General features: G+C 69.7%; 11 protein-coding genes. 8 read left to right on the top strand and 3 right to left on the bottom strand.

The window, feature by feature from the left end; translation table 11 throughout:
- Positions 1–13: 13 nt before the first annotated feature.
- Together AB0395_RS30650 and AB0395_RS30645 are read right to left on the bottom strand one after the other, a co-directional pair.
- Positions 14–241, bottom strand: coding sequence for a 4Fe-4S dicluster domain-containing protein (locus tag AB0395_RS30650; protein WP_366287077.1), 228 nt, complete (start codon positions 239–241; stop codon positions 14–16).
- Positions 232–1005: a GntR family transcriptional regulator gene (locus tag AB0395_RS30645; RefSeq protein ID WP_366287075.1), complete on the bottom strand. Its 774-nt coding sequence runs from the start codon at positions 1003–1005 to the stop codon at positions 232–234. Before AB0395_RS30645 ends, AB0395_RS30650 begins: the two co-directional genes overlap by 10 nt.
- Before the next feature lie 519 nt (positions 1006–1524).
- Between AB0395_RS30645 and AB0395_RS30640 the strand changes: the two genes are divergently transcribed.
- Positions 1525–2400 carry a class II glutamine amidotransferase gene (locus AB0395_RS30640; protein WP_366287073.1) on the top strand — a complete coding sequence of 292 codons (876 nt, stop codon included), beginning with the start codon at positions 1525–1527 and terminating at the stop codon, positions 2398–2400.
- Between the two features lie 57 nt (positions 2401–2457).
- Here the strand turns inward: AB0395_RS30640 and AB0395_RS30635 are convergent, their stop codons facing one another.
- Positions 2458–3207, bottom strand: a complete 750-nt coding sequence (locus AB0395_RS30635) for a DUF2306 domain-containing protein (protein WP_366287072.1) — start codon at positions 3205–3207, stop codon at positions 2458–2460.
- 337 nt (positions 3208–3544) lie between these two features.
- Here AB0395_RS30635 and AB0395_RS30630 point away from each other — a divergent pair, with 337 nt between their 5' ends.
- The 7 genes from AB0395_RS30630 (at position 3545) to AB0395_RS30600 (ending at position 12319) form a co-directional block, all read left to right on the top strand.
- Positions 3545–4723 carry a histidine kinase gene (locus AB0395_RS30630; RefSeq protein ID WP_366287070.1) on the top strand — a complete coding sequence of 393 codons (1179 nt, stop codon included), beginning with the start codon at positions 3545–3547 and terminating at the stop codon, positions 4721–4723.
- Complete coding sequence (locus tag AB0395_RS30625) at positions 4720–5376, top strand: response regulator transcription factor (RefSeq protein ID WP_366287069.1); 657 nt, start codon at positions 4720–4722, stop codon at positions 5374–5376. Before AB0395_RS30630 ends, AB0395_RS30625 begins: the two co-directional genes overlap by 4 nt.
- A gap of 415 nt (positions 5377–5791) precedes the next feature.
- Positions 5792–6595 (top strand): class I SAM-dependent methyltransferase, encoded by an 804-nt coding sequence (locus AB0395_RS30620; protein ID WP_366287068.1) that lies wholly within the window; start codon positions 5792–5794, stop codon positions 6593–6595.
- A 96-nt stretch (positions 6596–6691) separates the two neighbouring features.
- The gene (locus tag AB0395_RS30615) at positions 6692–8077 is read left to right on the top strand and encodes an AMP-binding protein (protein WP_366287066.1); all 1386 of its coding nucleotides are present in this window, start codon (positions 6692–6694) and stop codon (positions 8075–8077) included.
- Entirely contained in the window at positions 8074–9741 is a 1668-nt protein-coding gene (locus tag AB0395_RS30610) for a thiamine pyrophosphate-binding protein (RefSeq protein ID WP_366287065.1), read from the top strand. The genes AB0395_RS30615 and AB0395_RS30610 overlap by 4 nt, the downstream gene beginning before the upstream one ends.
- Positions 9742–9801: 60 nt before the next feature.
- A complete protein-coding gene (locus AB0395_RS30605) occupies positions 9802–11028 on the top strand; it encodes an acyltransferase (RefSeq protein WP_366287063.1) in 1227 nt (408 codons plus the stop codon).
- Positions 11029–11113: 85 nt separating this feature from the next.
- Positions 11114–12319 (top strand): cytochrome P450, encoded by a 1206-nt coding sequence (locus AB0395_RS30600; RefSeq protein ID WP_366287061.1) that lies wholly within the window; start codon positions 11114–11116, stop codon positions 12317–12319.
- Positions 12320–12492 lie beyond the last annotated feature (173 nt).

Below are 12492 nucleotides of genomic sequence, written 5' to 3'. Positions count from 1 at the left end.
CGCAGCAGGTCCTTCATCGCAGCAGGTAGGGAATGTTGATGGTGACCGCGTCCACGGGACAGCGGGCGGCGCAGGGGCCGCAGTACCAGCACTCGTCGACGTACATGTACGCCTTGCCGGTCTCGTCGCTGATGGCGAGCGAGTCGAGCGGGCAGGCCTCGACGCAGAGCGTGCAGCCGTCGATGCACAGCGCCTCGTCGATGGTCACCGGGACCTCGAGACGCTGGTTGATCAGAGGCATGTGTCCTCCTCGGGGTCACGGTGCAGGTGGCCGCGCATGGTCAGGCGGTCTCCCCGGAACCGGACGAACTCCAGGTCGACCGGGCGCCCGTCCGACAGATGGGTGAGTCGCTCGATCATGAGCAGGGCGGCGCCGCGCGGAGCGTCGAGCACGGCCGCGGTGTGGGCGTCGGCGTTGACGGCCTCCATGGTCAGCTCCGCCCTGCCGAGCGGCTGTCCGGTGACCTGTTCCAGCAGCACGAAGATGTCGTTGCGTTCGAGGTCGGCGTCGAACAGCGGTTCGCCGACGTCGCGGACGAGGTAGGTCAGGTCGAGCGAGAGCGGCAGGCCGTTCAGGCGGCGCAGCCGTTCGAGGTAGACGACCGGCTCCCCCGCCGCGAGCCCGAGTCTCCGCCCGACCGCGGCGGGCGGCTCGATGAGGCCCATGGTGCGAACCTCGTTGCTCACCCGGCCGTGCTCGTGGAGGGTCTCGGCCAGACCGAGCAGCCGGTGCAGGTCGTGCGGGTACTTCTCCCCCGCGACCGTCGTGCCGACGCCGGGGCAGCGCTCGACGAGTCCCTCCTCGCGCAGCAGGTCGAGCACCTCGCGCATGGTGTTGCGCGAGGTGCCGAACTCGCGGGCGAGCGCTGCCTCAAGCGGCAGCCGCCCCTCGCGCAACCCTCCGTGCACGATCTCCCGCCGGAGCAGGTCGGCCACCTGCCTGGCCCGGTCGGCCCTGCTCCGCCGCGTGTCGGCCGTGACGGGTACGGCCGTCGCCTTGTCCATTCCGCCTCCCGGAGGCCGTCGGACCGCCTCACAGGAAAAAGCCTATTAAATGAGTAGGGAAAATGGCATAACGGAGAGATTGCGCCACCCCGGGCCTCCACCAAAGCCCTTCTACCTGCGACTTCACCGCGAATCCGGCAAGATCTGCCACCGGTTCCCGACTTCCCCGACCGCCGTCCGCCGTCCATCAAGCTCCCAGCCGGGATCACCTGGACACATGCGATCTTCGTGGAACTGAAGAAACCGGCCCGATCGGAACTCCCCTCCGCGCCCCTGGGGCCCTCAACGGTCTGACCCGCCGCCCGCCGTACGCAGCCCGCCCCACCGACAGCGTGAGAGTGGCGTCATCCGCCGTCAAAACTGTCGTATCACCTGGGTAAGCCCGGTTCGGGGGCACCGCACCGCATGGGCCCACGGCGGAGGATCTGAGGGGCGCGGGACGCGAGCGGCCCCGTATCTGCGGCCCCGCCCCCCTTCGGACCGTCGAAGGGAAGGGACGATGGGGAGGGAGGCACCGAGATGTGCCGCCTGTTCGGCATGAGCAGTGCTCCGCGAAGGACCCGTGCCACCTTCTGGCTGCTGGACGCCCCGGACAGCCTGAGCGCGCAGGGCCACCGCGACCCCGACGGGACCGGCCTCGGCTACTTCGACGCGGACGGCACCCCGGAGCTGCACAAGGCCCCCATCGCCGCCTACGCCGACCGGCGTTTCGCCGAGGAGGCCAGACAGGTACGGTCGACCACCTTCGTGGCCCATGTCCGGTTCGCCTCGACCGGCGGCCTGACAGCCCGCAACACCCACCCCTTCGAGCAGGACGGACGGCTGTTCGCGCACAACGGGGTGGTCGAAGGCCTGGACCTGCTCGACGCGCGGCTCGGCGACGACCGGTCACTGGTCAAGGGCGAAACCGACTCCGAGCGGGTGTTCGCCCTGATCACCAAGGAGATCCGCGCGCACGACGGGGACGTCACCGCCGGAATCACGCACGCGACCCGATGGATCGCCGCGAACCTGCCGCTCTACGCCCTCAACCTGGTCCTCGTCACCCCGGACGGGCTGTGGGCGCTGCGCTACCCGGAAACCCACGAGCTGTACCTGCTGGAGCGCGCCCCCGGCGGCCGGCACGGCGATCGGCACCTCGACCACACCGGTACCGGCGGCCGAATGCGCGTGCACTCCGACGACCTGGCCGGTGCGCCCGCGCTGGTGGTCGCCAGCGAACGGATGGATGACAACCCGGACTGGCGGCTGCTGGAACCCGGCGAACTCGTGCACAGCGGCCCTGACCTCACCGCGGTCCGCCAGACGATCCTGCCCGGCCCGCCCGTGCACCGGCTGACCCTGGCCGACCTGCACCCGAGGGCCGCCGCCTCGCAACGCACCGGGACCCGCTGACCGTCAAAGGAGACACCGCCCCGCGATCGGTTCCGGTGAGGCGGGGGCGGGACGGGGTCAGCGGACGACGTGGTTCATCCTGTCCGCGGGCCGGGGCTGCCCGGTCTCGGAAACCTGCCGCCGGTTCCGGTTCCGGTTGCGGTTCCGCCGCAGCATGCCCTCGGCGACCAGGAGGTTGGGGACCCAGCACAGGAAGGAGACGATCAGGTAGGAGCGCTGGAAGGCGGTGTCGGCGTCGAGGCCGATCGCGACCTGGAGCGGATCGAGAACGACGAGCCAGAGCCTGAGCATCACCGCGGCGTATGTCATCGCGAAGGCCCTGATGGCCCAGTCACGATGCGAGGCGACGTCACCCCGCCGGATCGCCCGGTACGCCGCCACGGCGAAACCGGTCCACAGTACGGCCAGCGTCCCGAATCCGACCGCCCCCACCGGGCCCGCCAGGTTCAGCGGCGCCATCACCAGTCCCGCTGGACCGGCGATCCAGATGCAGCCCGTCGCGATACGCCCGCAGATCCGGTGGACCCGCGGGGCCCGCACGCGCAGCCGCGTCACGAACTGCGCGGGCGACACCAGCAGCGCGAGGCCGGCGAAGCAGACGTGCAGGTAGAAGGCCACCTGAGCCCACAGCGGCCGGTACGCGTAGTTGGCCGCGATCTCGCCGTTATCCTGGGCGAGGTGCCGCAGCGAATCGGTGAGATACGGCATGGGGGCCACCACCGCGATCGCGGCCGCGCTCAGGACGATCCACCACAGCGCGACCGTGCCACGGCGGGTCGAACCTCGCCGGGGCCCTCCTTCGGTCATTACCACGAACATGCTCCCTGTCACTGTTGGTCACCGTTGGCCGATGGGTCACGGTTGGCCGATGGGTCACTGTTGGTCACCGTTGGCCGATGGCTCGCGAAGCCTGCGGGCCGGTCATCCGCCAGGCCCCGCCGACCGGTCGTCCGCGAAGCCCGCGGGCCGGTGGACCGGTTGGCCTCAGGCCCCTGCCGGCCGGTCGTCCACAAAGCTAGGGCGCGACGGCGCGGCGGTCGCCCCGCCTCCGAGGGAGATCGGCCTCCCTCATTCGAGGGAGGACCTGGGAGAACGCGGGCCCGGGTGTTGACCGCCCGGCCGGGATCAGGTGCAGGATGAGGGCATGCGCACCCCCCAGCCGGGCGAGACCGGTGGATCCCGCCGTACCCGGCCAGCCCGCGCCGACTACTGGCTGGCGGGCGCGCTGGCCGCCGGTTCCGCCGCCGCGAGCCTGCTGGCCGCCGCGGGGCCGCCCTACCGGGACGTCGACCTTCTCGGGCTCGTCCTCGTCACGGCCGCGCCGCTGTTCCTGCTCTGGCGGCAGGTCACTCCGCTCCTGGTGCTCACCGCCGCGTCGACGGCCCTGGTCGTCAACGAGGCGGCGGGATACGCCGTGACCGTGGTGCAGTGGCCCGCGTGGATCGCGCTCTTCACCTGTTTCTCGCTGCACGGCGGCTGGCTGCGGCGGCTGGCGGCGGCCCTCGTCACCGCGTCGGCGGTCGGCGGGTACCTCGTGCTGGACCGCGGCTCGGTGAGCCTGCTCGAACTGTCGGGCATCACCATGTGCTTCCTGATCGCGACGGTCGCGGGTGACGCCACGCTGAGCAGGCGCGCGTACACCGTCGCGGCCGAGGCCCGTTTCCTGAGCGAGGCCAGGGAGCGAGCCATGCTCGCCGAGCGGGTCCTGATCGAGGAGCGTGCCCGGCTGGCCCGCGAGCTGCACGACGCGCTGGGCCACGCGGTCAACGTGATGGTCATGCAGGCCGGAGTCGGCAGGCGGGTCTTCGCGGAGAACCCGGACTTCGGCCACGAGGCGCTCGGGCACATCGAGACGCTCGGCCGGGGCGCGCTCGACGAGCTGGACCGCCTGCTCCGCGTCCTTCATCCGGCCGCCGACGGCGCGGGACACGTGACCGCGGAACCCACGACGGCGGACCTCGGTGAGCTGGCCGGGCGGGTGCGCGCCGCCGGGCGTGATCTGGAGCTGAACACCGGCGAGGTCGACCTGGCCCCCAGCGGGGCGCGGGCGCTGTACCGGATCATCCAGGAGGCCGTGACCAACGCGCTGCGGCACACCGACAGCGGCCGTATCCGGGTCGACCTGGCGCAGGTCGACGACAGGGTTCTCCTCGAGGTGACCAACGAGGGAACCGGCATTCCCGCGCCGGTGGCGGGGCGAGGCCTGGTCAACATGAGGGAGCGGGCACGACTTGAGGGCGGAGACCTCGAGGCGGGACCCGTGACGGGTGGTTTCAGCGTACGGGCCTTCCTGCCCGGCGGGACGGGGGCGGGACGGTCGTGATCAGGGTTTTCCTCGCCGACGACGACGCACTGGTCAGGGGCGGGCTGCGAGCCCTCCTTGAGGCCGAGCGGGACATCAGCGTCGTGGGGGAGGCGGCGAACGGCAGGGAGGCTGTACACGGGATCAGGGCCAGCGGACCGGACATCGTCCTGATGGACGTGCGGATGCCCGGCTACGACGGCGTCCGCGCGACCCGTGAGATCACGTCATGGGAGCAGCCCAGGCCACGGGTGCTCGTGCTCACCACGTTCGACCTCGACGAGGTCGTCGACGACGCCATCGCCGCGGGCGCCGACGGCTTCCTCCTCAAACGGGCGACCCCGGAACAGGTGGTCGCGGGCATCCGCACCGTCGCGGGCGGCGACGCGCTGATCGCCCCCTCGGTGACCCGCAGGCTTCTGGAGACGCTCGCCTCCCGGCGTGGTCCCGGCGACCGGGACGCCACCCTCGCAGCGCGGCTCACCGAGAGGGAGGCCGACGTACTGCGCGCGCTCGCGGACGGCCTGTCGAACACCGAGATCGCGCGCTCGATGCACGTCTCCCTGGAAACCGTGAAAACCCATATCAAACACGTTCTGGGCAAGCTGAACGTCCGTGACCGGACCCAGGCCGTTGTATGGGCCTACCGGACGGGGTTCGTCGACAGACGCTGAGCCGCCCGCGGCGCGCCCGCCCTTTTCACCGGAAATCTTTCACCGGAAATCAGGAACGCGACAGGATCCGGCACGGCTCACCTCGGCGGCCCATGATGACATTTCTTGTGGATTGCGCAGTTTTTTGGCCAGGGTTCTATCTCGCCCACCCCTGTGCCATGCTCGGCAACGAGGGAATTAGCGCCGTTTAGCCACAGAAAGCGCAGGTAGTACATTGCTGCCCGATGTCGAGAACGAGACGGCGGTACGCGCGACCGCGGATGTGTTCAATTCGACCGTGGCCTCGTGGGCGATCGCCGCGGCATGGGAATTGGGAGCCCTTGACGAGCTAAACGAAAAGGGCTCACTGAACATTGACGACTTCGCCGCAAGGAACAACCTTCACACACCGTCGACGACCGGCATGTTCGCCGCCATGAACAGCGTGAACGTGGTCGAGAGGGACGGCCAGGCCGTGGTCGTCGGCGCCAATTTCGCCGAGGTGTTCCGCACGAAGTCGTTCTTCCACTGGCTCGTCAGGGGCTGCTCGGAACTGTTCACGCAGATGCCCTCCGTGCTGCGGAACGAGAACCGGATCGGTCGTTACTACCGGCGCGATCCGAAGGCCATCAGCTTCGCCTGCCGTGACATCAACGCGAAATGCTTCGACCCTGCCTTCTGGACGGGAATGGAGAATCTGGACTATTCATTCTCCGTGGTCGCCGACCTCGGCTGCGGCAGCGGTGAGCGACTCATACAGCTGGCCGAGCGCTACCCCGGCACCAAGGGCATCGGCCTCGACAACGCGGGTCCCTCACTGGAGACCGCGGCCTCCGATGTGGCGGCCGCGGGGCTCACGGACCGGATCACGTTCGGCGAACTCGACGTCCGGTCGATGGCCCCCCGCCAGGAATTCGATGAGGTCGATCTGCTGACCTGCTTCATGATGGGCCACGACTTCTGGCCGCGGGAATCGTGCGTCGCCACGCTCCGCAGGCTGCGCGAGCTGTTCCCCAACGCCCGCAGGATGCTGCTCGGCGACAAGACGCGGACCGTCGGCGTCCCGGACGGGGAGCAGGAGATCTTCACACTGGGCTTCGAGGTCGCGCACGCCATGATGAACGTCTACATTCCGACCCTGGAGGAATGGGAAGGCGTCTTCGGCGACGGCGGCTGGAAATGTGTCCGGAAAACCACCGTTCAAGGCCTTGCGTCATCTGTCGTCTTCGAGCTTGAGTAATTGGAGATCGAGGGTCGGAACGCGGCCCACGGGACGTCGCCCACGTATTCCAGCCTCCCCAGAACCCAGTACGGTTCGCGCCGAAAAGGTGTCCCGATGACAGCATCACTGGATTACTGGAATTCCGCCATGGAGAGTTACGACCCGGACAGAATGGCCGAGTACCAGTCCGTTCTTCTCCGCGACATGCTCGCCCGTTGCCGTACCGTCCCGTATTACCGGGCGGCGTTCCGCGCGGCCGGTGTGGATCCCGGCGACATCCGAGGCGTCGCCGATGTGGGCGCGCTGCCGTTCATGGGCAAGGAGCAGCTACGGGAGCTACAGCCGTGGGGCATGCTCGGCGTGCCGCTGGAGCGGGTGGCCCGCTTCCACGCGACCAGCGGCACCACGGGCCCGCCGTGCAACGTCGGGTTCACCGCGAACGACCTCGACGCGCTCGCGGAGCTCGGCGCCCGCCACCTCACCGCGTTCGGCGTCGGTCAGGGCGACATCGCCTGGCAGTCGTACGCCTACGGCCTCTGGATAGGGGGCTCCGCGCTCGACCGCGCGTACGAGCGGCTGGGGGTGACGGCCATTCCCGCGGGGCCGGGACGGACCGGGGTCACGATCGAACGGCTCCGCGATCTGGGCTGCACGACGATCTCGTGCACGCCGTCCTTCGCGTTGCTCCTCGCCGAGCGCGCCGCCGAGACCGGGATCACCCCGAAGGAGGACTGGAAGCTGCGGGTGGGCGTCTTCGGCGGTGAACCCCTGACAAGAGCGGCCCAGCAGCGGCTCGCCGAGGTCATGCCCCCGGGATTCAGGACGCACAACACCTACGGCACGACAGAGCTTGGCGGTCCCTTCGTCGCCGCGAGCTGCGAATACTCCCTGAAGCGGCGCGAGTCGCACGTGTGGTCGGACCACTACCTGATCGAGATCATCGACCCCGTCACCGGTGAGCCGATCACCGAGCCGGGAGTTCCCGGGGAGCTGGTGATCACCACGCTTCAGCGAGAGGCGTCACCGATGCTGCGCTGGCGCACCCGCGACCTGACCGCCTGGGCGTCCGACGCCTGGCACTGTCCCTGCGGACGCCGGGCCCACCCGAAAATATCCTGGGTCTCCGGGCGCAGCGACGACATCCTCAAGATCCGCGGAACCCTCGTGCTCCCGTCACAGGTCGAGGACGTGATCAGCCAGCACAGCGCGGTCGGCGACGGATGGCAGCTGGTCGTCGACAAGGATCCCGACGGACTGCGCGCGACCGAGGCCGCCGTCTACGCCGAGGCACGGCCCGAAGCCTGGCCACAGCAGGCGGACCGCATCCAGCAGGAGCTCTCCGTCCACCTCGCCGACCGGCTCGGCCTGCGGCTCGCCGTACACGTCATGCCGCCCTCCTGCCTGCCGAGGTACGAGGGCAAGGCGAAGCGGGTGCTGAGCAGCGCGGAGTTCCACGAGGCCGTCCCCGCCGCTCGCCGCGCGACGGGCACGGCGTCATGAAGGTCTCGGACGTTCTCGCGGAGGCGCTCGTCCGCAGAGGCGTCAGGCACGTCTTCTGCGTGATGGGAGACGGCAACCTCGACCTGCTGACCGCGCTGGCGGCCAGGGGTGTGGAGCTGGTGCACGCCCGTCACGAGCAGAACGCGACCGCGATGGCCGACGGATACACCCGGGCCGGGCGGGGGTTCGGGGTCTGCTGCGTCACCCAGGGCCCGGGGCTGACCCAGACCGCGACCTCGCTGCTCGTGGCGCGAAGGGCGCGTTCGCCGGTGCTGCTGATCGCCGGTGACACCCCGAGGGAGGACCGGCATCACATCCAGAACTTCGACCAGCGCGCCTTCGCCGAGGCCACCGCGGGAGCGGTGCTGGACCTGCGGACTCCGCAGACCCTCGGTGAGGACCTGCGGCTGGTCTTCCGGCACCTCGGCTCTGGCCGCGGGCCGCTGGTGCTCAACGCGCCGCTCGACGTGCAGTTGTCCCCCGCGCACGAGGTCCCGTGGGAACGCGAGGGAGCGAGGACGTGGTCCGGCGTCCCGCCGAAGGCCATGATCGACCGCGCGATCTTCCTTCTCACCCGGGCCTCACGACCGGCTCTCCTGGCCGGCAGGGGGGCACTCGGCGCGCAGACGCAGCTGGCCGAGCTGGCCGACAGGCTCGGCGCTCCGATCGCCACCTCGCTCCTCGCCAAGGGGCTTCTCGCGAGCCATCCGCTCACGGTCGGCGTTTCCGGGGGGCTGGGGTCCTCGCTGGCGGAGCGTCATCTTGGCGAGGCCGACTGTGTCCTGGCCGTCGGCGCCAGCCTCAACACGTGGACCACCAGGAACGGCACGCTGCTCACGGGTGCCGAGGTCATCCAGATCGACAGCGATCCGGACAGCCTGGGCGACCACTTCCCCGGCGCGCTGCAACTGGCCGGAGACGCGGCCCTGACCCTGGACGCGATACTCGGCTCGCCGGCACTCGGCTCCGCCCGCGACGGGCAACGGCGTGACACGTTGGAGAAGCTCATCGCCGCCGGCGCAGTGGCGGCGATCGAGTTCCGGGACGGGAAGGGCACGCTTGACCCGCGCCGCGTGATGGTGGGCCTCGATCACGCGCTCGAGGAGTCGCGGTTCGTGGTGAGCGACGGCGGCCACTTCTGTGCCTTCCCATGCCAGCTGCTGACCGTGACGACCCCGGACCGGTTCGTCTTCGCGCCGTCGTTCGGCTGCATCGGCCAGGGGCTTGGCATCGCCATCGGCGCCTCGTTCGCCAGGCCGGGCCAGCGCGTCACCCTGGTCGCGGGGGACGGCAGCTTCCTGATGAACATCCAGGAGCTGGAGACGGCCGTGCGCTACCGCGTCCCCCTCACCGTGGTCGTGCTGAACGACCAGGGACTGGGCCAGGAGTTCCACACCCTGCGCGCCAAGGGACTGCCGCCGGAGTCCGCGCTGATCCCGACCCCCGATCTCGGCGGAGTCGCGGAGGGCTTCGGAGCCGAGGGGCACCTCGTCACCGACCTCCCGGGGCTCAGCGCCATGATGGCGGCGATCTCGGCGACCTCGGCGGCGGAAGGGCCGGTGGTCTTCGACGTGCGCACCAATCCCGCGGTCGTCAGCGAAGCCGCCGCGGCGATATTCGACACCATGCGACCGGCGGTCTCCCGGCAGAACTCCGGCCGCTGACGTCACCACGCCCCACGAAGACCCGGCACCCTGCACATCCACTCAGGAAAGCAGCTGCGCATGACCTCTACGCAAGAAGTCGCTTCCGGCAGGCTTCCGTCCCTGACCGGATTACGGGTGATCGCCATCCTCTTCGTCTTCCTCACCCACGGAGTCGCGCTGTCGGTGTTCGCCGACAGCGCGGTCGAACAGCGGTACAGCGTTCTCACCGGCTACGGCCACATGGGCGAGCTCGCCGTCTCGACCTTCTTCGTGCTGAGTGGATTCGTGCTGACCTGGATGGCCAAACCCACCGACCGCGCACGGCTGTTCTGGCGCAGGCGGTTCGTCCGGGTGCTGCCGAGCCACATCCTGATAGCGCTGGCCTCGCTGGGCATGTTCGTCCTGGCGGGCGAGACGATCAGGGTCGGACCGGCACTGGCGAACCTCTTCCTGGTGCAGACCTGGTTCCCCGACGACTCCATGATCTGGTACCAGCTGAACGGGCCGACCTGGGGACTGTCGGTCGAGGTGGCGTGCTACGCCGCCTTCCCGCTGCTCTACAGAGTGATCATCAAGATCCGGCCGTCCCGACTGTGGTTCTGGGCACTGGCTGCGGCGTTCGTGGTCCTGATGCTGCCGCTGCTCACCCAGCCGCTGTCCGGATACGCGCCGGGCAGGGTCTTTCCGAACCAGTCATGGCCACAGGCCTGGTTCCTCTACTTCTTCCCGCTGCCCCGATCGCTGGAGTTCGTCGTGGGGATGATCCTCGCCAGGATCGTCAAGACGCGGCGCTGGATCGGCCTCGGCGTGCTCCCCGCCACGCTGCTGGTCGCGGGCGTCTACATGGTCCTGTACCTCCTCCCCCAGGAGTACGGCTACGCCGCCCTCTACCCCCTGCCGATGGCCCTGCTGATCGGCGCGCTGGCGACCGCGGACCTGAAGGGCGACGCCACCCCACTGAGCAGCAAGCCCATGGTCCGGCTCGGCGACATGTCCTACGCGTTCTACCTGCTCCATATCCCGGTGATCTTCGCGGTGCACGCGGCCTTCGCGGGCGAATGGGTGGGGTACGCGAACAAGTACACCCGTGAACAGTGGGGCACCGGCGTCGCGATCCTTTTCATCGCCGGGCTCTACGTACTGTGCTGGTTCCTGTCCTGGCTCCTCTACACCCGGGTTGAGGTTCCGATCATCCGCAGGTGGTCGATGCCCCGTGCCAGACCGTCGGCCCCGGAACGTCAGCGGGCGGACGCACAGCCCGGTGGCGACCGTCCGGCCGAGACGGGAGATCTCAGCCCTCGCTGACCCGGCCGCCCGCCACTCCAGCCCGAGCCTCGCGCCGTATTCCGTGCCGTGTTTCGTGCCCTGTTTCGTGCCATGTGAGGTATCCATGTCCGATCCACCCGACCGACTGCCGAGCTATCCCATGCGACGCACCTGTCCGTTCGCCCCGGCCCCCGGGTACCGGAAACTGCGCGAGCACCCCGAGATATCGCAGGTGAGGATGCCGACCGGCCTGCCCGCCTGGGCTGTCACGCGGTACGGGGACGTCAGGAGCATGCTGTCGGATCCCCGGTTCAGCTCGAACATGCGCGACCCGGGCTTCCCCCTCCTGGCCGAGCACATGCGCCCGACCGATGCCTTCGACACGTCCCTGATCGGTATGGACGCGCCTGAGCACACCGCGGCGCGGCGCGCGGTCGCGGGCGAGTTCACCGTACGGCGGGCGAAAACGCTGCGCCCGCGGATCCAGCGGATCGTCGACGACCACCTCGACCGCATGCTGGCGGGGCCGAAGCCCGCCGACCTGGTCGAGGCGCTCGCGTTCCCGGTGCCGCTGCTCGTGATCTGCGAGCTGCTCGGCGTGCCCAACGCCGACCGCGACCTCTTCCAGCGCTGTTCCTCACTCCTGATGGACGGCGACTCCCCCGAGCAGGCGGGCGCCGCGCTCGGAGAACTGCTGTCCTACCTGGACAGGCTGGTCACGGAGAAGGAGCGCGAGCCGGGTGACGACCTGCTCGGCAGGCAGATCAGGAGGCGGGGCCAGCCAGGCGTCGCGGACCACAAGGGCCTCGTCGAGCTGGCCTTCATGCTCCTGATGGCCGGCCACGAGGCCCCGGCGAACATCATCGCACTGGGCACGGTCGCGCTGTTGGAGCACCCCGACCAGCTCGCCCCGATCCTGGCCGACGCCGCCGGGATCCCCAACGCCGTCGAGGAGCTGATCCGGTACTTCACGATCGCGGAGGTCGCCACCTCCAGGGTCGCGACCGACGATGTCGGACTCGGCGATGTCACCATCAGGGCGGGAGAGGGCGTGCTCGGGCTCATCAGCGGGGCCAACCGGGATCCCGAGGTGTTCGACGACCCGGACGAGCTCCTTCTCGACCGCGCCGGCGCCCGCAACCATCTGGGCTTCGGCTTCGGCTCGCACCAGTGTCTCGGCCAGAACCTGGCCCGGCTGGAACTGCAGACGGTGTTCGAGGCCCTTTTCCTGCGCGTCCCCGGCCTGCGGCTCGCCGTACCGTTCGGCGAGCTGAGGTTCAAGGACGACTCCATCAACTACGGCCTGCACGCGCTGCCGGTCACCTGGTAGGGGGCGGTCACCGCTCCACGACGCGCGGTACCGCTCCCACCCGCCCCGAGCCGGCCGGAAGGGGGTACCGCGCGTCTTTCGGGCACCGGCACATCTCCGGACACCGGCTTCGAGCACCGAAGGCGCTGCTTCCAGGCGGCTTCGGCGGGGGCCTGCGGCGCGGACGGCGCCGC

Source organism: Streptosporangium sp. NPDC051023, assembly GCF_040689595.1.
In the GTDB taxonomy this organism is placed as follows: domain Bacteria; phylum Actinomycetota; class Actinomycetes; order Streptosporangiales; family Streptosporangiaceae; genus Streptosporangium.
The sequence above is the reverse complement of the archived record's forward strand: the minus strand, read 5'-3'. Positions and strand labels throughout refer to the sequence as shown.